The sequence below is a fragment of the Marinomonas sargassi genome (genome assembly GCF_025716875.1).
Classification (GTDB): Bacteria; Pseudomonadota; Gammaproteobacteria; order Pseudomonadales; family Marinomonadaceae; genus Marinomonas; species Marinomonas sargassi.
In genome coordinates this window covers 38,888-60,632 of record NZ_JAOVZB010000004.1, presented here as the reverse complement: position 1 = coordinate 60,632, position 21,745 = coordinate 38,888, and the positions used below count along the sequence as shown (strand labels likewise).

22 protein-coding genes are annotated in these 21,745 nt (G+C 42.0%); 15 read left to right on the top strand and 7 right to left on the bottom strand.

Annotated features, from left to right (window positions below; genetic code table 11):
- The first annotated feature begins 39 nt into the window (after nucleotides 1-39).
- Entirely contained in the window at nucleotides 40-429 is a 390-nt protein-coding gene (locus OFY17_RS09145; protein ID WP_263530424.1) for a ClpXP protease specificity-enhancing factor, read from the top strand.
- A gap of 128 nt (nucleotides 430-557) precedes the next feature.
- On the opposite strand, the gene OFY17_RS09140 is transcribed toward OFY17_RS09145, so the two are convergent.
- Genes OFY17_RS09140 through OFY17_RS09130 form a run of 3 tightly spaced genes read right to left on the bottom strand, consistent with a single transcriptional unit; the run spans nucleotide 558 to nucleotide 3,344 of the window.
- Nucleotides 558-1,151, bottom strand: a complete 594-nt coding sequence (locus OFY17_RS09140) for an SIS domain-containing protein (RefSeq protein ID WP_263530423.1) — start codon at nucleotides 1,149-1,151, stop codon at nucleotides 558-560.
- 5 nt (nucleotides 1,152-1,156) lie between these two features.
- On the bottom strand, nucleotides 1,157-1,540 hold the full coding sequence (locus tag OFY17_RS09135; protein ID WP_263530422.1) for a YraN family protein: 384 nt from the start codon (nucleotides 1,538-1,540) through the stop codon (nucleotides 1,157-1,159).
- Nucleotides 1,491-3,344, bottom strand: a complete 1,854-nt coding sequence (locus OFY17_RS09130) for a penicillin-binding protein activator (protein ID WP_263530421.1) — start codon at nucleotides 3,342-3,344, stop codon at nucleotides 1,491-1,493. Before OFY17_RS09130 ends, OFY17_RS09135 begins: the two co-directional genes overlap by 50 nt.
- 29 nt (nucleotides 3,345-3,373) lie before the next feature.
- Between OFY17_RS09130 and rsmI the strand changes: the two genes are divergently transcribed.
- On the top strand, nucleotides 3,374-4,234 hold the full coding sequence (rsmI, locus tag OFY17_RS09125) for a 16S rRNA (cytidine(1402)-2'-O)-methyltransferase (protein ID WP_263530420.1): 861 nt from the start codon (nucleotides 3,374-3,376) through the stop codon (nucleotides 4,232-4,234).
- Nucleotides 4,235-4,302: 68 nt separating this feature from the next.
- Here the strand turns inward: rsmI and OFY17_RS09120 are convergent, their stop codons facing one another.
- Entirely contained in the window at nucleotides 4,303-6,162 is a 1,860-nt protein-coding gene (locus OFY17_RS09120; protein WP_263530419.1) for a tetratricopeptide repeat-containing diguanylate cyclase, read from the bottom strand.
- A gap of 242 nt (nucleotides 6,163-6,404) precedes the next feature.
- Here OFY17_RS09120 and OFY17_RS09115 point away from each other — a divergent pair, with 242 nt between their 5' ends.
- The 5 genes from OFY17_RS09115 (at nucleotide 6,405) to OFY17_RS09095 (ending at nucleotide 10,077) form a co-directional block, all read left to right on the top strand.
- Nucleotides 6,405-6,950 (top strand): nucleotidyltransferase family protein, encoded by a 546-nt coding sequence (locus OFY17_RS09115; protein WP_263530418.1) that lies wholly within the window; start codon nucleotides 6,405-6,407, stop codon nucleotides 6,948-6,950.
- Between the two features lie 25 nt (nucleotides 6,951-6,975).
- Nucleotides 6,976-8,127 carry a hydrolase gene (locus OFY17_RS09110; protein WP_263530417.1) on the top strand — a complete coding sequence of 384 codons (1,152 nt, stop codon included), beginning with the start codon at nucleotides 6,976-6,978 and terminating at the stop codon, nucleotides 8,125-8,127.
- A gap of 68 nt (nucleotides 8,128-8,195) precedes the next feature.
- On the top strand, nucleotides 8,196-8,588 hold the full coding sequence (locus tag OFY17_RS09105; protein ID WP_263530416.1) for a DUF4870 family protein: 393 nt from the start codon (nucleotides 8,196-8,198) through the stop codon (nucleotides 8,586-8,588).
- Nucleotides 8,589-8,677: 89 nt separating this feature from the next.
- Nucleotides 8,678-9,616: an SPFH domain-containing protein gene (locus tag OFY17_RS09100; RefSeq protein ID WP_263530415.1), complete on the top strand. Its 939-nt coding sequence runs from the start codon at nucleotides 8,678-8,680 to the stop codon at nucleotides 9,614-9,616.
- 2 nt (nucleotides 9,617-9,618) lie between these two features.
- Nucleotides 9,619-10,077 carry an NfeD family protein gene (locus OFY17_RS09095; RefSeq protein WP_263530414.1) on the top strand — a complete coding sequence of 153 codons (459 nt, stop codon included), beginning with the start codon at nucleotides 9,619-9,621 and terminating at the stop codon, nucleotides 10,075-10,077.
- A gap of 56 nt (nucleotides 10,078-10,133) precedes the next feature.
- On the opposite strand, the gene gloA is transcribed toward OFY17_RS09095, so the two are convergent.
- On the bottom strand, nucleotides 10,134-10,661 hold the full coding sequence (gene gloA, locus OFY17_RS09090) for a lactoylglutathione lyase (RefSeq protein ID WP_263530413.1): 528 nt from the start codon (nucleotides 10,659-10,661) through the stop codon (nucleotides 10,134-10,136).
- 123 nt (nucleotides 10,662-10,784) lie between these two features.
- Here gloA and OFY17_RS09085 point away from each other — a divergent pair, with 123 nt between their 5' ends.
- The gene (locus OFY17_RS09085; RefSeq protein ID WP_263530412.1) at nucleotides 10,785-11,021 is read left to right on the top strand and encodes a DUF2164 domain-containing protein; all 237 of its coding nucleotides are present in this window, start codon (nucleotides 10,785-10,787) and stop codon (nucleotides 11,019-11,021) included.
- 1 nt (nucleotide 11,022) lies between these two features.
- On the top strand, nucleotides 11,023-11,892 hold the full coding sequence (locus tag OFY17_RS09080) for a lipase family protein (RefSeq protein ID WP_263530411.1): 870 nt from the start codon (nucleotides 11,023-11,025) through the stop codon (nucleotides 11,890-11,892).
- A gap of 102 nt (nucleotides 11,893-11,994) precedes the next feature.
- Here the strand turns inward: OFY17_RS09080 and aroA are convergent, their stop codons facing one another.
- Both aroA and OFY17_RS09070 read right to left on the bottom strand, forming a co-directional pair.
- Entirely contained in the window at nucleotides 11,995-13,272 is a 1,278-nt protein-coding gene (gene aroA / locus OFY17_RS09075; RefSeq protein ID WP_263530410.1) for a 3-phosphoshikimate 1-carboxyvinyltransferase, read from the bottom strand.
- A 323-nt stretch (nucleotides 13,273-13,595) separates the two neighbouring features.
- Nucleotides 13,596-14,099: a YchJ family protein gene (locus OFY17_RS09070; RefSeq protein ID WP_263530409.1), complete on the bottom strand. Its 504-nt coding sequence runs from the start codon at nucleotides 14,097-14,099 to the stop codon at nucleotides 13,596-13,598.
- 108 nt (nucleotides 14,100-14,207) lie between these two features.
- Between OFY17_RS09070 and sbcB the strand changes: the two genes are divergently transcribed.
- The 6 genes from sbcB to OFY17_RS09040 all read left to right on the top strand — a co-directional run bounded on the left by sbcB (nucleotide 14,208) and on the right by OFY17_RS09040 (nucleotide 21,593).
- Entirely contained in the window at nucleotides 14,208-15,662 is a 1,455-nt protein-coding gene (gene sbcB / locus OFY17_RS09065; protein ID WP_263530408.1) for an exodeoxyribonuclease I, read from the top strand.
- 59 nt (nucleotides 15,663-15,721) lie between these two features.
- Entirely contained in the window at nucleotides 15,722-16,756 is a 1,035-nt protein-coding gene (locus OFY17_RS09060) for an AI-2E family transporter (protein ID WP_263530407.1), read from the top strand.
- 177 nt (nucleotides 16,757-16,933) lie between these two features.
- On the top strand, nucleotides 16,934-18,769 hold the full coding sequence (locus OFY17_RS09055; protein WP_263530406.1) for a DEAD/DEAH box helicase: 1,836 nt from the start codon (nucleotides 16,934-16,936) through the stop codon (nucleotides 18,767-18,769).
- Between the two features lie 146 nt (nucleotides 18,770-18,915).
- Nucleotides 18,916-19,953: a dihydroorotase gene (pyrC, locus tag OFY17_RS09050; protein WP_263530405.1), complete on the top strand. Its 1,038-nt coding sequence runs from the start codon at nucleotides 18,916-18,918 to the stop codon at nucleotides 19,951-19,953.
- A 217-nt stretch (nucleotides 19,954-20,170) separates the two neighbouring features.
- On the top strand, nucleotides 20,171-20,902 hold the full coding sequence (locus OFY17_RS09045; protein WP_263530404.1) for a DUF599 domain-containing protein: 732 nt from the start codon (nucleotides 20,171-20,173) through the stop codon (nucleotides 20,900-20,902).
- Nucleotides 20,892-21,593: an O-methyltransferase gene (locus OFY17_RS09040; protein ID WP_263530403.1), complete on the top strand. Its 702-nt coding sequence runs from the start codon at nucleotides 20,892-20,894 to the stop codon at nucleotides 21,591-21,593. Before OFY17_RS09045 ends, OFY17_RS09040 begins: the two co-directional genes overlap by 11 nt.
- The last annotated feature ends 152 nt before the right edge of the window (nucleotides 21,594-21,745 follow it).

Genomic DNA, 21,745 nt, shown 5'->3' with positions numbered 1-21,745 from the left:
AATGGCCAACTTAATAATGGCATATTGCTAGGAGTGATTATGCTACCTAAAAGATCCTACTTACTGAATGCCACTTATGAGTGGATTTCAGATAACGATATGACTCCGTATCTCTTAGTAAATGCAGAGGAAGAGGGTACTGTTATACCCACTGAGTTTGTTCAGGACGGTCAAATTGTTTTGAATGTCAGCATGTCTGCGGTTAGGCATCTGATAATGGACAAAGATGGGGTGTCATTTGAGGCTCGCTTTAGTGGTAAGCCGATGCAGGTTTTTGTACCAATTAAAGCCGCCATTGCTTTATATGCTAAAGAAAATGGTGATGGCCTTGTGTTCCCTGAAGAAGACTTTTCAGCTTCATCAAATCCACCACCCCCTCCTGAGCCGCCAAAACCTCAAAAAGGCTTTCAGCTTAAAGTGGTAAAATAAAAACTCATAAAGGGTTATGGAGGAGGGGTATCACCATTGTCTACTCTTCTCTGTTAGAGAGACTCGAATAAACAAAAAAGCCATCTACAGATGGCTTTTTTATTTATTCTGGCTGTGTTTGAACAGGCTTAGTCTTCATAGCCAAATAACTGCCGCTCTAATAAATCGACTAGGGTATGGATGACAGTCACTTGGCATTCATGAACCCGCGCTGTTCCTAATAGGTTTACCTTAATTTCCGTATCATCTTGTAGGGTGAGGGAGGAGATGTTTTTTGCTTCAGGGCTGGTAAGGGCGACTATGTGCATTTTTCGTTCATGGCCAGCTTGAATCGCTTGAATGATAGGGGATGTGTTGCCTCGGTTGGCTATCACAAAGAGCACGTCCCCTGGATTACCAATGGCTGTTATTTGTTTAGAAAACACATCGTGTAGGTTGTCATTGTGTGTAATGGCCAATAAAGCACTGCCGTCGCCACCTAGATTGATTGCAGGCAAGCCAGGTCGCTCCCTATCCATCTTATCTATCATTAGGGTGCTAAAGTACTGAGACAAATGGGAGCCTGTGCTATTACCAAGACAAATGACCTTGCCGCCAGAAGAAATGCTTGAAAACATGACTTTTGCAGCGTGCTCTATGTAAGGGGGTAAGCTTTCTAATGCTTGTTGTTGAGCTTCAAAACTTTGTGCGAACTGTGTGTAAATTGCTTCTTGAAAATCCATAATGTTTAAAATACTGCTTTAAGCCAAGTTAAGTGTTGCTTATCGATTTTTTGATCAAACAATATCGCGTCAAAGCGAATTGGGTGATCCAGTTTGTTATTTTTTTGTAGCCACAATGAGGCGCTGTTTCGCACCTTTGTTAACTTGGATATGCCAAGGCTTTCTGCTGCATTGCCGTGAGTTGGCTTAGCCCGAAAGCGAACTTCTACAAAAACATAGGTATCTTTATCTAAAAATATCAGATCTATTTCACCTGTTCGGCAAAAATAGTTTCGTTCAATAAAGCGTAGTCCTTTAGAAAGCAAAAAGTATTCCGCTTCTTGCTCTGCTTTTTCGCCATTATTCTTTGCGGCTTTCTTCTTGCGGAAAAAATTGCTCACTATCTGCATATACCAAATTTCCTTTTCGGTAAGTCATGACTTCGGGGCGTTTATGAAAAGTGCCATCATCACCTAATGTGATAATGCCAGTATTAGCCGAAATTTTAGTGCTAGGAAGCAAAGTAAAGAGCTTGTGTTTGTTTGCCAATAAATAGGCATCCGCACCCAATGCCTGTAAACGTCGAAGAATATTAGACTTTGTTGTTTTTCTGAGTGTGAACAAAGCATTATCATTTGATGATAAAGCGGGGGCTTCAGTGAATAATATACGTTCAAAATCACTGCTGTTCGACGATTTTTCAGGGGTACTGTCATTTAAAGAGCTTGTTGCTAGCATGGGTATGTCATCAGCAAAATAAAAATCAAGTAAGGGTCTGATTTGCTTAGCATCGCCTAGTCGCCCTACATAGTAAACGTAATCAAGGTCGGTTCTTGACCGTGCTATGCCTTCGACTTGCTCACCTGTCCAGCGTTCAATTGATGCTTTTCGTTTTAGGCTTTTATCAATCAGTAACAGTTTTTGAACTGCACCTTGGCGGCCTTTTGGGGTGTCGGCATAATCGAGTCGAGAGACGACTTGTATGTTTGCTTCTAAAGCCATTTTATAAAAGTCGTCGCCTTGTTTCTGTGCCCAAGTATCTTGAGTGCTCAAAATCGCGGCAGTGGTAGCACCTTCTTTTTTGCTGAAGTTGATCAGTTCTCGTATCTCATCGTCTGCATTGAGAGAAAGGTGAAATAGACGATTATTGGGACTCAACTGGTCTAGCTGGTTAAGGGCAATTACAGGTGTGGTTAAGTTTTGACGACTAATAGTCGCTACATTACTTTTTTGTAATGGGCCAATAATAATATCAGGCTGTTTTTCATTGGCGGCAGATAAGGCGTCTTCTACATTATCGAATTGATCGATATCAACAATAAGGACTTCGGGTCGGCTGTTTTTTTGGTTGTAATAAGAGACTAAAAATCCTGAAACAATGGCTTGAGAGGCCTGTTCTAATTTACCGCTCATTGGCAGCATAAGCACAATTTTCTCAGGAGCCATTTCTTCAATGGTAGACAAAATATGGAAATCTTTTGGAGGAGTCTGAGAAGCAGGGTGGAAAGGGTTATCCAATTGCCATTCGTTAAAAGCGTTAAGTTGTTGGTCTGTAGAAAGTGTCTGGTCTCTCAGGATGTCGCTAATTTGCAACCAGCCATTTAACGTAGGCTCTTCTAATAAATACAAGACACTGACTTCGTTTTGATTCAGATTTTGAATATCTAACCAGAGTTTCTCTTCATTGAAGGCTTGCTCATCTAATGGCAAGTTATAACTTAAATCCAAACGCATACGGACAGCTGAAATCCAGTTATGCGTGTTTTCGTAGATACTTGCAGCTGTATCTTTTAATTCATTTTGATGGTCAGGGTGAGCAGCACTGGAAAGGGCTTCAGCTTGACGTAAGAATTGGAATGCTTGTGGTGTATTGGATAGTTCAGATGATGCTAAAGCGGCGAGTAGGTAACCATCGAACTGCAATGGACTATCAATGTTTAAAACATTTAATTCAAGACGGTCAATAGTTTGCTGGTAATCCCCTTGAGCAAATAAATTTCTTGCTAATTGGTAGCCAGCGGTTACTTCAATTGGCGTAGCGCTCTTTTTCAGAGGGTGATAAATACTTTCAGGCAGCTCAGTTTCTTGAGGAGTGTCATCGAGAACAACTTGAGTGTTCGTTGTCGTGGCTGGCTGGAAATTTACCGAGTTACAGGCACTTAACAGCAAACAACAAAGAGATAGTGGTATGATGCGATAATTAAGTAAGCTCATAAGAATATACAGTAGATAAAAGAGGCAACATGTTACCACATAGTTCGGATGATGTGAGAGGGGCGCTGTACATAGTTGCAACGCCAATAGGCAATCTTGATGATTTTAGTAAGCGAGCAGAGCAGGTGCTTCGCGATGTTGATTATATTGCTGCGGAAGATACGCGTCATAGCCGAAAGTTATTAAATCATTTTGGTATAGAGGCCAAACTATTTTCCATTCATGATCATAATGAGAAAGATAAAGCAGATTATGTCGCCAGCTTGCTTGATGATGGTAAAAATGTCGCCCTAGTGTCTGACGCAGGAACACCTCTCATTTCAGACCCCGGTTATCATGTTGTGCATGCGTTACGTGCCCAAGACCATAAAGTGTTACCTGTACCTGGGGCTTGTGCGCTTGTTGCAGCCTTGTGTGCATCAGGATTACCAACAGACCAGTTTTTCTTTGCAGGCTTTGTGCCTGCGAAATCCAAAGCGCGTTGTGATTTGTTTGAGTCATGGAAAAAACAGTCCGGCACAGTTGTGTTTTATGAATCTACCCACAGAGTTTATGACTCCGTTAAAGATGTTGAAAAGGTCTATGGCGATACTGCGCAGCTGGTCTTAGCACGTGAAGTGACTAAAACATTTGAAACGTTTCTTTCTGGAACTGCGAGTGAAATTCTAACCAAATTTGATGACGATGCGAATCAAATGCGTGGCGAGTTTGTGGTTATGCTGCATTTTACAGAAGAAAATACAGATGAATCCGAACAAGAAATAAAGCGTATTTTAGGGGTGCTACTAGAAGACCTCCCTGTTAAACAGGCAGCGGCAATAGCGGCTAAGCTAACAGGCGAAAAGAAGAATGGTCTTTATAAAATGGCCTTAGAAATGCAGGGTGACTAAATAAGTAATATGGTTTTGGTAAAGGTGATATGTGAGTAGAAGTGTCTTACTCACATATTCTACTAAGCTTACTTTTCTTCAATGCTAGGCATGTTTTTCTTCGACTGCTTCATTTCATACATACGCTGATCTGCTAGAAACACCCAATCGTAATCCGCTTCTCTCTCGTCACGTGTAGCTATACCGTAGCTTGCATCTGCTTGAGCAAAACCATCAGCCTGTAATCGTTGAATAGCCAGATTCATACAGTGCTCTATCCTTTGGGATGGTAATACCTCGTCAATAAGAATGGCAAACTCATCACCACCAATTCTAAAGAGTTGCGCGCCTTCGGGGTCTAAAATATTTTTAATATGTCCTGCATAACCTTGTATTAATTCATCACCTTTTTGGTGGCCGTGCACATCATTGTAATGTTTTAAACCATCAAGATCCGTAACAATTAATTGGCGGTGATATGAAGATTCTATAGCCAATGAGAAGGCGTGGCGATTCCATAAGCCAGTCAACTGATCGTGCTTTGCCATGTAATATAATTCGCGGCTTTTTTTACGCAACTGCACGAACATAATCAAAATGATCGTTGCTATCCATATCAGGATGATCGCAGCCCACATGAATAAACGGCTTTTTAATTGAGCTCTTTCATTATCGGCTTCTGCCAAAGCTAACTTTGTAGAGGAAGCTAGTGCTTCTTTCTCCAAGCTTAGATTTCTCTGTTGTTGTTCTAGATTTGCAATGGTGGCTCTATCTATGCGCTCTCGTTCCTCTGTATGGGCGGTATGGAAATATCGATAGTATTTTAAAGCTGTCTGGTATTTCCCCAGCTGTTCCAAGATGTCGACATATTCCAAGTAGACTTGTGGAGAGGTGCTCTCGCTAATACCAGTTGGTGAATAAACTGCTTCCGATAGTAGCCTCTCTGCTACGAGCATATTGCCAAAATGCCCCTCTAGGAAACCAAGGTGACGTTTCGCATCTTTTAAATAACTCTTGTTACCCACTTTTTCAGCTAAGTGATGAGTGTCTTTCGCTAAAGATAAGGCAATGTCAAAAGTCTTTAAGTCTCTTAAGACTTCTATATGCACGAGGGAGAAATACAAAAAGTAGTCTTGCCTTGGATCAACAGGATTGTCCAGATACTCTTGGATAGTCGCCAAGGCATCTTCGGGTCGCTCCTGCTGTCGAATGGCTGATGCTAAAATACCATAGAGGTAGCTGATGGCATCTACTCGTCCTTTAGGGATGATTTCAAGCGCGCGTTTAGCATACTTTTCGGCCTTTACGTACTCTTTGGCATGTAAAAAAGCCTCGCCTAAAATGACATTAATAGTAAATATGGACGGATGGTTTGCATCTATGTTTTTGAACCATTCTTCGGCTTGATAAAAGTAGGGGAGCGCCTCTGCAACACGTTTTTGTTTTACTAAAAGTTGGCCGTAAATGTGATAAAGGTTGGCTTGAGTGTTTTTGGCTCCATCTGATGCAGGTTGCCAAGTTTTGATCGAGGAAAGTGCTTGTTCCAGCATACTTCTAGCGGCTGAAAACTGGCTAAAAAACATTAAGTCATAGCTGGTAATCATCATCCATCGATAACGAACAGCGTTTTGTATTGTGTTGGCGTCTTCACTAGAGAGCCATTCAGATATGTAAACACTGGTTTCTAATTGCTCCGTGTCTCTTAAAAGGGCGCTAATTTTAGAGCTGGCTGCGGTGTAGTGTTCTTCAGAAAGCTCATTACTTTCCAATATATACGTGGGCAGCATGTCGCTTACTGGACTTTTGTCTTTTGAATAAGATGTCGTTTGAATATTCTGAAACAATGTTTCCGTATTCTCTGCATGAGAATTAGAAGAAAAAATCGCAGCCAATAGGGCGAAAATGCAAACAATGAGGGTTTGCTTTTGTGTGCATTTTGAGCGTGGCATTTTATTACCTGATGGCTGCTGATACAGACTGTAAAAAACTAAAGAAGACTCAGAGCTCGGAAAGCCGATATAATATTCCGACTCTCCTTATAAATATTTAAAATATCCTAAGTAAGTTTCAATGTAATTACAATAAGTCTATGAGACTTAAGTCGTTAATGTATCGAACTTTTACCAATGTAGTTTGTTTTTCTTAACACTTAGCTGAAAAGCCGTAAATTGATGAGGTAACGCAAGTTAAAATGAACTACGAAAGCCAAGTGAAAAGTTGGATCGAATCAGATCAGGAAAGAATGGAGGCGTTGTGCTTAGCGGCTTCATTAGGCTTAGGGGATTGGTGTTTAGCTGCAGGTTTTGTTAGGAATTTAATTTGGGATAAGTTACACCAAAAGGCAGAAAAGACACCTTTGAATGATATTGATTTAATTTATTTCGATAACAGTGCTACTTCGGAAAATGCCGACCTTATATACGAAGCCAAATTAAAAGCCCTCAGTCATCAACCTTGGTCTGTTAAAAATCAGGCCAGAATGCATATACGTAATGATGATGCTCCTTATCTTTCATGCGCCGATGCTATGAGTTATTGGGTGGAAGTTGAAACCGCGGTAGGGGTGACTTTCAATGAAGTTGATGGCCTATCAATAGTCTCGCCCTTTGGGTTAGAAGCAAACTTCAATCAGACTATTACCCTTAATGCTAAGCGACCTAAACCAAAGGCGTTTTATGGGCGTATTCAAAGTAAGGGGTGGCAAGTGTTATGGCCTCAACTAGAGGTTGTCGCCTAAACCTTTTATCTGTATCTGAAGTGTCATGAAATGTTCGTATTCTTTTCGCTTTAATACGGACAATATTCGTCTATCATTCTGTGCTTATCTTTCATTTGAGTCTGTGTTTATGGTTCCATTTCATCCTAGTTTTATCCTTAAAAATAAACACTTGCAAACTGTCTATGCCACTCTGTTCCGTAAGCCGTTATTGCTTGATACTCAAAGAGAGGTATTTGAACTGGAAGATGGTGATTTTGTCGATTGCCATTGGTTAGAGAAGCCAGAAGCAAATAACACTAAGCCTATAGTGATATTGTTCCATGGGTTAGCAGGCTGTTATCGATCACCTTATATTGAGGGCGCAATGCAAGCCCTGAGAAAAGGTGGATATATTCCCGTTATCATGAATTTTCGCGGTTGCTCCGGTCGCGATAATAAACGAGCGAAGACCTACCATAGTGGCGCGACAAGTGATGCTAAAGCGTGGATAGAGCACCTTAAAGTAAGTTTTCCAGACTCACCCTTGTTTGCTATTGGCTACTCTCTAGGTGGCAATATGCTTTTGAAACTCTTGGGGGAGTATGGTCATGCTGGTTCAACTTCCCCTTTAACCGCAGCTATTTCGATCAGTGCACCCATGCAGTTAGATGACAGTGCTGAAGCAATTCAGACGAGTTTTTTTGGTATTTATGAGCGGCATTTATTACGCCTTTTAAAAAGAACGCTAATCAAAAAATATCAGCAGCATGATATGGAGTCCTTACTAGGGAAAACACCTAAAGAGATTCAAACATTAAAAACGATTCGTGAATTTGATGATGTTTATACAGCCAAAGTAAATGGCTTTGATGGTGTGCAGGGTTATTATAATAAGAGCAGCGCGAAACAATATTTACCGCATATAAAAACCAATACCTTGGTGATTCATGCATTAGATGACCCATTTATGACTCCCAAAATATTGCCGCAAGCGTGTTTAGACCAGTGGCATAAGAATATTACAGCGTCAGCAAGTTTGAATATGATTTCCTCAAATAGAGCTCTAGAAAATGAGATTTCCCCGAAAGTTCAATTGGAGATTCATAAAAACGGTGGGCATGTAGGGTTTGTGACGGGTAGCCTTTTTAAACCTGTGTATTATCTCGAAAAGCGTATGCTAACGTATTTCGACGAATTTAAATCAATCACTGAGTAGGTCTTATTGCATGCTCTGTATAATCAGATAGGTATTTATAATTCAATTTTTTAATGGAGTTGGTAAAAATGGAACCTCAGAAAGACTTTGACGCAAATTCAGATAATAAGCGGCCTTTTCAAGGCTTATCTGCCCAAGATGATGCAGCGAAAAAAAACGTATTAATTTCATATATCTTGATGCTGGTGGGGGTATTTACTGGCGTATTTTGGTTTATTGGTGCTGTTTGGGCCATGGTTAAGCAGTCTGAAGCGAAAGGCACACTATTTGAAGATCATTATAAAAATATCATTTCGACTTTTTGGTGGGGGATAGCGGTCACTTTATTAGGATTGTTCTTAACCTTCTTTTTTGTGGGCGTAATTATTCTTTTTGCTATTTGGGTGTGGTCGATCTTTAAAATGGTCAAAGGTCTTTCTCGGGTGTTATCGAATCAGCCTTTTTCATCAGTGAATGAATAGATGATACTGATAACTATTTCATAATTTAATGTGTTATCTTGGCCGCTTACTGTGTAGTTAATTAAGTAAATTCTTAAGGATAAAGAGTTATGGAAATGATTTTGGATTATATATTGAACGTTCAAGTATTGGTTTTAATACTTGTTGTGGTGGGGTTAAAGGCCTCTTTAAAGTTTGTTCCGCAGAATGAAGCCTATTTGATTGAGCGTTTTGGTAAATATCAATCTACCAAAGAAGCGGGTTTGAACTTTATTATTCCATTTATTGATCGTATTGCTGCCATGCGCTCATTAAAGGAACAAGCAGTTGATGTTCCTGAACAAAGTGCTATTACGAAAGATAATATTTCTTTAAATGTCGATGGTGTCTTATATTTTCGTGTTCTTGACCCTTATAAAGCGACCTATGGCGTTGATAACTATGTGTTTGCTGTTACTCAACTCGCTCAAACCACAATGCGATCTGAACTCGGTAAAATGGAACTAGATAAAACCTTTGAAGAGCGTGATTTACTGAACACTAATATTGTCTCTGCAATTAACGAAGCAGCAGGCCCTTGGGGTATTCAGGTACTTCGTTATGAAATCAAAGACATTAACCCACCACAATCCGTTATGGTTGCTATGGAAGCTCAAATGAAAGCGGAACGTGTAAGACGTGCGCAGATCTTAGAGTCAGAAGGTGACCGACAAGCTGCGATCAACCGTGCGGAAGGTGAAAAAGCATCAGTAGTACTTGCTGCGGAAGCAGAAAAAGAAGAGCAAGTGTTACGAGCGGAAGGTGAGGCCAAAGCCATTGTTGCTGTTGCAACAGCTCAAGCCGAAGCATTGCGTATGGTAGGTGATGCGGCAGCAACAGAAGAAGGTCAAAAAGCGATTCAGTTGGATCTAGCGACCAAGGCTATTGAAGCTAAACAAGCCATTGCGAAAGAATCTTCTGTCGTTCTATTACCTGATGGTTCAACCGAAGCATCTGCGGTTGTGGCTCAGGCTATGACCATTATTCAACAAATGTCGAAAGGAAAATAACGATGGACTTTATTACCAATAATTTGGCTGAAAGCTTCTTAGTGATGGGATTAGGTCTATTGGTTATTGAAGTGGCAGTACTGGGCTTCTCGACGTTTGTACTCTTTTTTGTTGGCTTAGCCGCTATTGCATCTGGCGGGCTCATTTATTTTGGTGTGATTCCAGATGATTTATTGAGTGCTTTCTTAAGTACTGGGGTGATAACAGTGGTTGCTGCGACAATCTTATGGAAGCCTCTCAAGAAAATGCAATCGGATGTGAGTACCGTCAAGGCGCAGGGCGACTTAGCTGGTCATCAGTTTATTCTGCAAGAATCGGTATCACCCACTCATATAGTGACGTATCAATATTCTGGTATTAGCTGGAAGCTTATTTCAACTACTTCAATTGAAGCGGGAACTAAGGTTGAGGTCATCGATGTACAGGTAGGTGAATTTCATATTAAAGCAGTAGACGCTTAATACGAATAAGAAGGCTGAAAAAGCTGTTGTGATCAGCTTTCAGCCTTGCTGCTTGATCATTGAGCGTGAATGATATCGGCAATGCCTTTGGCAGAGAAAATCTCAATCCAATAGCCATCGGGGTCTTTTATAAAAGCCAATCCTTTCATTGAGCCATCATCGGGCTTCTTCACGAAATCTACATCGTATTTAGAGAATCGTTCACAGGCGGCATAGACATCTGGCACACTGATACCAATATGACCAAAGCCTCGCGGATCTTCATTACCATTATGGTAGCCTGCAAAGTTATCGTCTTTCTCACTGCCCCAGTTGTGGGTTAGCTCGATGAGAGCGGGACGGCGAAATACCCATTCGGTATTTTCTTTGTCACTTTTTTCTGAGGCTGGTGATTCGTAGCCAAGAAAATAGAGGGTGAATTCCATAGAGGGGAAGTCATATTTACCCAGTAATGTCATTCCTAAAACATTTTCATAAAAATCCAAAGAAACTTTTGGGTCTTTAATGCGCAGCATGGTTTGCTGCATCACGTAGTCTTTGGTTGCTTTGGTGATTTCTTCGGGTGATTCATTGTAGTCAGCCATAATACAGTCCTTGATAAAGCAATGTTTGGTTCCTGTTGTTAGCTCGTTATAATAAAGCCAATTCTGACTAACTAATAGAGTCACTCACAAAAGCATTAGTGATGAGTGCTTAATGGAGTAGGTATGCCAGCGTTACAATTTGACGAAAATGACAAAAAGAAAATGATCGATAAGCTCAAAGGCTATTTGGAGGATGAACTAGATACTTCCATCGGTACTTTTGAGGCGGACTTCTTCTTGGACTTTATTGCCGAGAACTTTGCAGCCACTTTTTATAATAAAGGCTTATCTGATGCACAGGATGCCATGATGGCACGTATTGAAACCATAAATGATGCCATTTATGATTTAGAGAAATAGGATGTTTAAACAAGTTTTATATAGTGTTGTGGCTGCTATGTTGTGCTTTTCGCAGTCACTTTTTGCCTCTCAAAACTTTCAGTTGATTCATTTGCAAGCTGAACTATCGAACCATGCTTATTTGGAGCAAGATGAGCTCGAAGCAAATATTCAATTAATAGAGCATAAGTTGATTCATCACTCAACTATTGAGGAAAGCCAAGTTAATTACTTTCTTAGTGAATCTGATGGTGTGCAAACCATAGCTATTCGAGGCACGGCAAACCTCAATAATGTCATACTCGACCTTTCTGTTTCTCTGACCTCAGATGATGTGTTAGGGATTAAGCTGCATCATGGCTTTGCTTCCGGCTCTAAGGCAGTGTTCGAAGATCTTCTCCCGTACTTATCGAAAGACAAGCCTGTATTTATCACAGGCCACAGTTTAGGTGGGGCGATTGCGGTTATTTTGGCTATGCAGTTACAAAAGGAGGGATATCCTCTTCAGCAAGTGGTTACCTTTGGGCAGCCTAAGGTGACCAATGTTAGTGGTGCCAAGGCTTTTTCAAATTTGCCCTTAATTAGAATAGTAACGCCAGAAGATATTGTGCCTCTGGTTCCACCAATTAGCCCTTTGCAAATTAAAGACTTAGATATCTATTGGCACATGGGGATTGAAGTGATTTTGAGAGGTGAGGGTGAGTATGCCGAGACTCGAGGTATAAAAAGTGCCCTAAGGGCTACTAAGTTTAGCAACGCCTTACCTAGTGAGAAAAACTTGCAAGCCCATAAAATGGCGAGTTATTTACAACTAGTGAATGAGCTGGCTATAGAATCCAAAGAAGTGCCTTATCAATCTGAAATTAGCCTTTTTGGTTTGTCATTTGATTGAGCTATTCCTGAGTGGGATAGTAGGGGAGAGATAGCAGGTTGGGAAAGCTATAAAAAAGGGCGTTAAGTAAAACTTAACGCCCTTTTTTAAAACCAACTTTAATTAACTTACTACTGAATTAAATAGTTCAAAGTAAGTAGGGAAAGTTTTCGAAGTACAGCCCGGGTCATTAATGGTCACAGGGGTATCTGAGAATGCGACCAGAGAGAAACACATGGCAATACGGTGATCGTTATAAGTATCTATCGCCGCATGTTGAAGTTTCTCAACAGGGGTGACGGTAATATAGTCTTCCCCTTCAATGACTTCTGCGCCAAGTTTTTTCAGCTCAGTTGCCATAGCAAATAGACGATCCGTTTCTTTTACACGCCAGTTATAGATATTGCGAATGGTGGTTGTTCCTTTCGCAAATAAGGCGGTGGTCGCAATTGTCATGGCGGCATCTGGGATGTGATTCATATCTAGATCAACGGCATTTAGCTCATTGTGCTCAGCTTGGATCCAAGTTGGTCCATAGGTAATGTTGGCGCCCATTTTCTCTAATACTTCAGCAAATTTTACATCACCTTGAACACTGTCCGTACCAACGCCGTGCACTTTTATCTTACCGCCAGCAATAGCCGCTGCCGCTAAGAAATAAGATGCTGAGGAAGCATCACCTTCCACCATGATTTCGCCGGGGCTTTGGTAAGTCTGTTGGCCTTTAACATGAAAAGACTGGTACTGATTATTCTCTACTTCAACACCAAATTGCTTCATGGCGTGGAGTGTAATATCAATATAAGGCTTAGACACTAGCTCACCTTCCACATTAATGGTCAGATCGCCTTGGGCTAAAGGGGCGCTCATTAATATAGCGGTAAGGAATTGACTAGAGATATTGCCTTTTATAGACACTTCACCGCCTGATAAACCGTTTGCTTTAATGCAAAGAGGTGGGTAGTTCTTCTCGCCTTCGTAGCTGATATCAACACCTAAATCTTGTAGTGCATCGACAAGGTCGCCAATTGGGCGTTCGTGCATGCGCGGCTCACCGTGAAGGTGGAACTCGCCTTTGCCAAGACAAAGTGCAGCAGTAAGAGGGCGCATTGCTGTACCTGCGTTACCTAGGAATAGGTCACCAAAATCGGCTTGAATTGGGCCGCCTAGTCCTTCTAAAACACAAGTGGTGCCTTGGTCTTCTAAAGAGTAAGAAACGCCAAGTTTTTTAAGACTTTCTAGCATGTAACGAATATCGTCACTGTCTAGTAAGTTAGTAATCTTAGTGGTGCCTTTTGCCAAAGTCGCTAATAGCAAAATGCGGTTAGATAGGCTTTTAGAGCCAGGGATTTGGATTTCTCCATTGGCCTTTGATAGTGGCCCAAGAGTAATTGAATTCATTATTAAGTCCATCACAGTAATTTATGTTTGTTAGATATGAGCTATGCGCTGGGAGTTATGCGTAATAAATAATGCTTTCGTATAAAAATGTTCCGTTCTTTGTGTGGTCGCGTCGCCCTGTGATAGAGGTCAGTCTTGAATGAGGCCGATTATACAGCTGAAAGCCATAAATGTCAGTCATCTGGCTGATGCTGAATTGGACTAGGGGAAGTACTGGAATTATTGGAAGTGCTAGATGGTATTATTTTAATTTGAGAGAGAAGGGGGTTTTGTGAACATCCGTGTTCAACATGCCTGAGAAGTTGTTATTAAAACAGCTTATTTTAACCACAACACTTCTTGTATTTTTTGCCTGAGCCACAGACGCAAGGATCATTGCGGCCGACATTCATAGTAGGAGATTTGACGAGAGGAGTGTTCTTTTCGATTTCATGCTCGCCTGAAATATAGAACCACGAGCCTTTAATCTTTTTAAACAAAGAGCGCTCACTTAAACGACCAATGTGTTTGCCTTCTTTAAAGTGAGCGGAAAAAGCCACCATACCTTCTTTGTCTTTTTCTAACCCATCGACAGTTTCGGTAACTTCTAGCTTGATCCACTGTGTTTCACGGTTACTTTCAGCGATATCAGCATCAGATTGCTTAGGGGCATTTTTTAGCTTTTGAGTAGAAGAAATGTAGTGGAAGTCATTCAGCGCAAAAGCAGAATAGCGGGAACGCATTAAAGCTTCAGCCGTTGGTGCTGTTCCAGGATTATGATGATACATGCCGCAGCACATTTCATAGGGTGCATTCGTACCACATGGGCAATTCACCGGTGTTGCCATTGATCTGTTCCTCTACATCGCTAAATACACTTTAATAAACGAACTTTAACAAACGAACTTTAAGATGCGTATAATACCGATTTATTTTATCGCTTACAGGAATTTTTTGTGACTTCATCGGGCCCAACGTCATTTTTTTGGTTTGACTTCGAGACAACAGGAACGGACCCAGCTAAAGATCGACCTATGCAATTTGCTGGAATTAGAACGGATTTAGAGTTTAACCAAATTGGCGAGCCAATTATGTTTTACTGCAAATTAGCAGAGGACGTTTTACCTCAGCCTGAAGCTTGCTTGTTAACAGGCATTAGTCCGCAAGATGCTAATCGTGAAGGTTTATGCGAAGCCGAGTTTATGGCAGCAGTGGAAGCCGAGCTTTCTCAACCGGGAACCTGTGCACTAGGTTACAACACAATTCGCTTTGATGATGAAGTGGTACGCCACGGCTTTTACCGCAACTTTATCGATCCCTATGCAAGGGAATGGCAAAACAACTGTTCTCGCTGGGATGTTATTGACTTGGTGCGTATGACCTATGCCCTAAGGCCCGAAGGGATAAAGTGGCCGACCAACGAAGAAGGTGTGGTTTCCATGAAGTTGGAAGCGCTCACCCAAGCCAATGGTATTGCTCATGAACAAGCCCATGATGCCTTATCCGATGTTTATGGCACCATAGAAATGGCCAAGCTTATTCGTGACAAGCAACCTAAGCTGTTTGATTACTACTTCAAGATGCGTCAAAAACATGAGTTACAGCAGTTTATCGATGTCATTCGCTTTAAGCCGTTTCTACATGTTTCTGGCATGTTTGGCCAAACGAAAAAGTACTCGGCTTTTGTTGTGCCCATTGCGCCACACCCAACCAATAAAAATGGCATTATTGTTTACGACCTCATGGCCGATGCCCAACCTCTGTTGGACTTAAGTGTCGATGAGATCCGCCATCGAGTCTTTACTCGTCAGGAAGAGCTAGGTGACGTTGAGCGCTTACCGCTTAAAGTGATTCATTTGAATAAATCGCCTGCCGTTGCTCCTGCGACATTTCTAAAAGAGGCTAGTGTGGTGGAACGTTTGGCATTAGACGGAGATCTATGTCGTCATAATCTTGCCATGATTAAAGGTCACAATGGCTTAGCAGAGAAAATGACGTCGGTTTTCATGCAAGAAGATAGACCTATTCTAAAAGACCCAGATTTGATGCTTTATGCTGGTGGCTTTTTCTCTCGTGAAGATAAAGCGAGAATGGAAACGATACGAGAAACACCTGCCCATGCTTTGTCTGAATTGGCTATGTCATTTGACGATAGGCGTTTACCAGAAATGCTGATGCGTTATATTGGCCGTAACTATCCAGACCAGTTAGGTGAGCAGCAGAGGATGGAGTGGGAAGAGTATCGCCAAATACGCTTATTAGAAAAGGATGGCGGTGGCTCCATTACTATGGAAGCCTACTTTAATCGTTTGAACGAAATTGCTCAAACACCAGACCTGCCCGCAGCAAAGCAGATTATGCTGCAGGATTTAGCGGATTACGCACAAAGTATTTATCCTATCCCTTTATAGAATGTATTGTTAAGCCTTAGGCCTCACTTATTAAATAGGCTAAGAGCGAAGGAGTTAAAATGACTGAACAGCATAAAGGAACTCATTGGTTGGTTGGCTTTGCTGCCCTGATCATCATTATTGCTGGCTTAAAAGCAGCATCGCAAATTGTTGTGCCTTTTATGCTGTCGGTATTTATTGCCATTATTTGCACGCCTTTAATGACTACATTACGTCAACGAAAAATCCCAACATCCCTGTCTATTTTGCTGGTGGTGTTACTGATTTTAGTTGGTGTTGGTTCGCTAGCATTATTGGTAGGGGCGACTCTAGATGACTTCTCTAGTCAGTTACCTAACTACAAAATACGCTTTGCGGAAGAGACCTCTAATATTATTCAGATGTTAAACGGCCTAGGTTTGCACATTTCCAGTGATCTAGTGGAAGGTTATGTGGACCCTTCGGCCTTGATGCAAATGATGGCCAATGCATTACGCAGCATTGGTAGTGTATTAACCAACTTGATCTTGGTGGCCATGATCGTCATCTTCATTTTGTTTGAAGCAGTTGAGTTGCCTAAGAAATTAACCTTGGCGTTAACAGATGCTTCCCACTCAATGGGCAAATTTGAAGCCTTTATGAGTTCTGTTAACCGATACCTAGTAATAAAAACCTTAGTCAGTATGTTAACGGGCGTGCTTATTACCACTTGGTTATGGGTCTTGGGTGTCGACTTTCCTATTCTATGGGGCGTCTGTGCTTTCCTATTAAACTTTGTTCCTAATATCGGTTCTATTATTGCTGCTGTTCCTGCAGTGTTGTTGGCATTTGTTCAACTAGGCAGTTTGTCAGCAGGTTTAACTGCGGCAGGCTTTGTCTTTGTGAACTTAATTGTCGGTAATGTGATTGAGCCCAGATACATGGGCCGGGGGTTAGGTTTGTCTACCTTAGTGGTGTTTTTATCTTTATTGCTTTGGGGCTGGGTGTTTGGTCCAGTGGGCATGCTCTTATCAATACCTCTAACTATCATTGTTAAGCTAGCATTAGAGGCGAATCCCAAAACCCATTGGGTAGCGATTCTGCTTGATTCCCATGCGGGTGAGAGTAAACGCTGAGTTATTCGTTTAAAAAAATACAATTGCACATATTTTGATCAGTAAATAGATAGCTTATTGTCCTTTTGTAGGATATAATCCGCACTCGATTTTCCTCAGTAGTTTCTAGAGAAAGTTTATTAAGGCATGTAAATCGGTTACAGGCCTTATCCTCACCCAAAAAAGGTACTAATTTACATGTCTGAAGCTGATACTCAGCCTACATTTGATTCGTTGGGCTTAATCGCCCCTGTTCTAAAAGCGGTTGCTGACCTAGGTTACGAGCAACCATCTGCTATCCAAGCGCAAAGTATTCCATATTTATTAGAAGGTCGTGACCTTTTGGGACAAGCGCAAACGGGTACTGGTAAGACTGCGGCTTTTGCGCTGCCGCTATTGTCTCGCATTGATATTACAGATAAAACGACCCAATTACTTGTGCTGGCCCCAACTCGTGAACTTGCTATTCAGGTTTCTGAAGCATTCCAAAGTTACGCTCGTAATATTCCTGATTTCCACGTATTGCCTATCTATGGTGGTATGTCTTACGACTCTCAACTTCGTCAACTAAGACGCGGTGTGCAAGTTGTAGTAGGTACACCTGGTCGTGTTATGGACCATATTCGTCGTAAAACATTAAAACTAGATACGCTTAAGGCGCTAGTACTTGATGAAGCAGATGAAATGCTACGCATGGGATTCATCGACGATGTCGAGTGGATTCTTGAGCAAACACCACAAACTCGCCAAATCGCTTTGTTCTCTGCGACTATGCCTTCTGTTATTCGTCAAGTTGCAAAACGTCACTTGAACGATCCTAAAGAAGTTAAAATCGTTACCAAAACATCGACGGCAACGACTATCACTCAAAAATACTGGCCTGTTAGTGGTTTGCACAAGCTAGACGCTTTGACTCGTATTCTTGAGATGAACGAACACGATGGCATGATCATCTTTGTTCGTACTAAAGCGGCAACCGTTGAATTGGCTGAAAAGCTAACGGCTCGTGGCCATGCTTGTGAAGCATTGAATGGTGACATTAGCCAGAACTTACGCGAGCGTACGGTTGAGCGCATTAAGAAAGGTCAAATTGACATTCTTGTTGCCACTGACGTAGTAGCACGTGGTCTGGATGTTGAGCGTGTTAGTCACGTTGTAAACTACGATATTCCATACGATACAGAATCTTATGTTCACCGTATCGGTCGTACTGGTCGTGCTGGTCGTTCAGGTACAGCGATTTTGTTCGTTGCTCACCGTGAACGTCGCATGTTGCAAGCCATTGAGCGCGCAACTCGTCAGCCAATCGAAAGTATGACATTGCCAACAGCGTCTGACATTAATGCTCAGCGTATTGGTCGCTTTAAGCAACGCATCACTGATGCAATGGATAACGAAAACCTCGATTTCTTCTTAGAATTGGTTCAAGACTACCAAAAAGAAAACGAAGTAGATCCATTGAAAATGGCTGCTGCTTTAGCGCACATGGCACAGGGTAAAACGCCATTGCTATTGTCTGAAATGGAAGTTCGTCAAGAACGTCGCGAACGCCGTGATCGCAATGACCGTAACGATCGTAATGACCGTGGTCGCGACAGAGACAGAGCGCCTCGTAAAGTACGCCCTGTAACAGCGGATGCTATGCCATTAAAAGACGATCCAAACACAGCAATGACACGCTATGTTATGCAAGTTGGTTACAATGCAGGTGTTAAGCCTGGCAACATTGTAGGTGCCATTGCCAACGAAGCGGACATCGAAAGTCGCTATATCGGTCATATCGAAATCTACGAAGATTTCTCTACGGTTGATCTACCAGCGAGCATGAAGTCTGACACTCTAGGTAAACTAGGTAAGACTCGTATTTGTGGTCAACGTACTGATATTGCTAGGTTGGAAAACGCAGAAGAGCTGAACAAGCGTGCAGCATCACCTTCTCGTAAACGTCCATCTGGTGGCGGCGCTCGTTCAGGAGATCGTCGTCCATCTAATCGTGACCGTCGTCCAAGACAGCGTCGTGATAAAGAGAGTTAATCCTCTCATTTTAAAAGCCGCTTAATTGCGGCTTTTTTATATCTAAATTTTGAAACCTGTTATTGGTAAAGTTCAGCGCTATCCAAACTTCCACGATAGTTTGCTAATATGCTTTTACGCTTTTCTTTTTATATAAAGGGCCTGTAATGAACGAAATTACTATCATCAAGCCAGACGATTGGCACTTACATTTCCGTGATCAAGACATGTTGTTAGAAACCGTGCCTGCTACAGCGCGTTGTTTTGAACGCGCTATCGTGATGCCAAATTTGCGACCGCCAATAACAACCGCTGAACTGGCGATGAGTTATAAAGAGCGCATTCTTGCAGCTCGTCCGGAAGGCAGCAGTTTTAATCCTCTCATGACACTTTATTTAACAGATAAAACCAGTGTAGAAGATATCAAAGCCGCTAAAGCGGCAGGCGTTCTAGCAGTAAAAATGTACCCAGCTGGCGCGACGACCAATTCAGATTCCGGTGTGAGCTCATTGTCATCTCTTTACCCTGTATTTGAAGCCCTTGCTGAACACGATATGTTGCTACTGATTCACGGTGAAGTGACGCAAAAGCACATTGATATTTTTGACCGTGAGAAAGAGTTCATTGACCAGCATATGGTGCAAATTGTTGAACGTGTGCCAAATTTGAAAGTGGTATTCGAGCATATCACCACAAAAGATGCGGCCGAGTTTGTTCTATCTGCCCGTGAAGGTGTTGCGGCAACCATTACGCCTCAGCATTTATTGTTAAACCGTAACCATATGCTAGATGGTGGAATACGCCCACATAACTACTGTTTACCTGTTTTGAAGCGCAGCACTCACCAAGAAGCATTGCGTGCAGTCGTAAAATCGGGATCACCTAGATTCTTCCTAGGAACGGATTCAGCGCCCCATACTAAGGACAATAAAGAGACAGATTGTGGCTGTGCGGGTTGTTACAGTGCTTGGTCAGCATTAGAGCTGTATACACAAGTCTTCGATGAGCTCGACGCTTTGGATAAATTGGAAGGCTTCGCAAGTCTCTATGGTCCAGACTTTTATGGTCTGCCTCGTAATACGGAAACCGTGACACTGGTTCGCGAAGCATGGGAAGTGCCATCTAACATTACCCTACCTAGTGGTGATCTGATCGTGCCTTTCTTCGCTGGTGAACAAGTTGAATGGAAGCTTAAGGATTTCTAATTAAGGTCTGTCATAGACTCGATTAGTAATGCTTGTAACATGTATAAAAAAGCCGAACTTTATAAGAGTTCGGCTTTTTTATGGTGAAATTTTCTAATCAAAGGGAAAACATTTTTCATCTACTAATGGTGGGTTTTCCTTGCTCTTTCACGGACATAGAAAACAAAAAATGCTTTAATATGGCTCTCTAATTTGCTGCTCAAGGCGAAACCATATTATGGAACACCATTCGTTTTCTTTATTACTGAATACGCTCGATCTCGTGACGCTTTTTGTTTTTTGCTCTGCTTGGTGGGGGTATGCTACCTATGCACGGCGTACGGCGAAAAAACGTACTTGTCTGGTGAGTGTATTACACCAATTTAGATTAGCTTGGATGTCCCGCTTGCTGAAACGAGATAATCGAATTGCCGATGCCTCTGTCATGGCGAACCTAGAACGCAGTAGCTTGTTCTTTGCATCCAGTAGCCTACTGATCATTGCCGGTCTTTTTACCGCCTTTAATTACTCCGAAAAAGCGCTAGGTATCTTATCTGACTTTTATTTCTTTGCACCTTTGAGTCCTCAGGAATGGGAACTGAAAATCATTGTCCTTGTGGTGATCTTCTCCTATGCCTTTTTCACTTTTACATGGTCTGTGCGCCAATATAATTTTTGCTCAGTCTTAGTGGGGAGTGCACCACTTGCCACAGAGCGTGGTATTAATGACAGTGAGCGTGAATTGTATGCCAGCCATATGGCGGAGGTGTGTAGCTTAGCGGCCAACCAATTTAACTATGGTCTGCGCTCTTACTATTTTGCCATGGCATTCTGTGGCTGGTTCTTAAGCCCTTATGTTTGCATGGCAGCGGCTGTATTAGTGGTGATGGTACTGTATCGTAGAGAATTCCGTTCAAAAACGTTCAAAACATTAAATGCTGGTTTGGTGATGACATCCAATGCTACCTAATTTTCCGAAACCTGTTCCTGAAGATGATAAGCCCGTTAATCGTACCGTTAAAGTTGACGATGGCTTGTACCAATACTTAGTGGATGTGTCTGTCCGTGAGGCTGACCTCTTAAAAGCCCTACGACGAGAAACCGCACAATACCATATGGCAAGAATGCAGCTGTCTCCAGAAGTGGGTCAACTGCTGGCCTTGCTAGTGAAACTACAAGCCCCTAAAAAGCTCTTGGAAATAGGGGTGTTCACTGGCTACAGCACTTTATCCATGGCCATGGCTATGCCAGAAGAGGCGAACTTAATCGCCATAGAAAAAAAGCAAATGTGGCTGGATATTGCGACCCGTTATTTAACGGAAGCGAATGTCATGGATAGGGTAACGACCCACTGTGATAAGGCCATTCCTGTGATGAAATCCCTACTAGAAACACAAGCGGAAACCTTCGACTTTATTTTTATCGATGCCGATAAAAAGAACCTAGTGGAATATTACCACTTGAGTAAAAAGCTCTTGAGGTCAGGGGGCTGCATGGCGATTGATAACACCCTATGGTGGGGTAATGTTGCAGACCCAAGCTTTACCGATCAAGACACCTGTATTGTTCGAGAGCTGAATACCACCATTCACCAAGATCAAGCGGTGGACGTGTCTCTTATTCCTATAGGCGACGGACTCACTCTCATCCGTAAAAAGTAATCCCTTCGGCGTTTTTCGCTATTCACCTACTTTTTTTGTGCTTTTTCAAATCTTATTCCATTAAGCCTCTTGAAATCCCATCAAGAGGCTTTATCTATGCAGCACTAGTCAAAGAAATACACCTTTGCCCCTTGCGCAAAGGTTCATTTAAA

Bases quoted from the DNA above. Each gene is read 5' to 3' on its own strand.
- OFY17_RS09080 (WP_263530411.1), top strand. From the start codon at position 11,023: ATGTTTAAACAAGTTTTATATAGTGTTGTGGCTGCTATGTTGTGCTTT.
- OFY17_RS09140 (WP_263530423.1), bottom strand. From the start codon at position 1,151: ATGGATTTTCAAGAAGCAATTTACACACAGTTCGCACAAAGTTTTGAA.
- OFY17_RS09095 (WP_263530414.1), top strand. From the start codon at position 9,619: ATGGACTTTATTACCAATAATTTGGCTGAAAGCTTCTTAGTGATGGGA.
- OFY17_RS09115 (WP_263530418.1), top strand. From the start codon at position 6,405: ATGAACTACGAAAGCCAAGTGAAAAGTTGGATCGAATCAGATCAGGAA.
- OFY17_RS09055 (WP_263530406.1), top strand. From the start codon at position 16,934: ATGTCTGAAGCTGATACTCAGCCTACATTTGATTCGTTGGGCTTAATC.
- gloA (WP_263530413.1), bottom strand. From the start codon at position 10,661: ATGGCTGACTACAATGAATCACCCGAAGAAATCACCAAAGCAACCAAA.
- aroA (WP_263530410.1), bottom strand. From the start codon at position 13,272: ATGAATTCAATTACTCTTGGGCCACTATCAAAGGCCAATGGAGAAATC.
- OFY17_RS09100 (WP_263530415.1), top strand. From the start codon at position 8,678: ATGGAAATGATTTTGGATTATATATTGAACGTTCAAGTATTGGTTTTA.
- rsmI (WP_263530420.1), top strand. From the start codon at position 3,374: ATGTTACCACATAGTTCGGATGATGTGAGAGGGGCGCTGTACATAGTT.
- OFY17_RS09145 (WP_263530424.1), top strand. From the start codon at position 40: ATGCTACCTAAAAGATCCTACTTACTGAATGCCACTTATGAGTGGATT.
- OFY17_RS09045 (WP_263530404.1), top strand. From the start codon at position 20,171: ATGGAACACCATTCGTTTTCTTTATTACTGAATACGCTCGATCTCGTG.
- OFY17_RS09130 (WP_263530421.1), bottom strand. From the start codon at position 3,344: ATGAGCTTACTTAATTATCGCATCATACCACTATCTCTTTGTTGTTTG.
- OFY17_RS09105 (WP_263530416.1), top strand. From the start codon at position 8,196: ATGGAACCTCAGAAAGACTTTGACGCAAATTCAGATAATAAGCGGCCT.
- OFY17_RS09040 (WP_263530403.1), top strand. From the start codon at position 20,892: ATGCTACCTAATTTTCCGAAACCTGTTCCTGAAGATGATAAGCCCGTT.
- OFY17_RS09085 (WP_263530412.1), top strand. From the start codon at position 10,785: ATGCCAGCGTTACAATTTGACGAAAATGACAAAAAGAAAATGATCGAT.
- OFY17_RS09070 (WP_263530409.1), bottom strand. From the start codon at position 14,099: ATGGCAACACCGGTGAATTGCCCATGTGGTACGAATGCACCCTATGAA.
- OFY17_RS09110 (WP_263530417.1), top strand. From the start codon at position 6,976: ATGAAATGTTCGTATTCTTTTCGCTTTAATACGGACAATATTCGTCTA.
- OFY17_RS09120 (WP_263530419.1), bottom strand. From the start codon at position 6,162: ATGCCACGCTCAAAATGCACACAAAAGCAAACCCTCATTGTTTGCATT.
- OFY17_RS09135 (WP_263530422.1), bottom strand. From the start codon at position 1,540: ATGCAGATAGTGAGCAATTTTTTCCGCAAGAAGAAAGCCGCAAAGAAT.
- OFY17_RS09060 (WP_263530407.1), top strand. From the start codon at position 15,722: ATGACTGAACAGCATAAAGGAACTCATTGGTTGGTTGGCTTTGCTGCC.
- pyrC (WP_263530405.1), top strand. From the start codon at position 18,916: ATGAACGAAATTACTATCATCAAGCCAGACGATTGGCACTTACATTTC.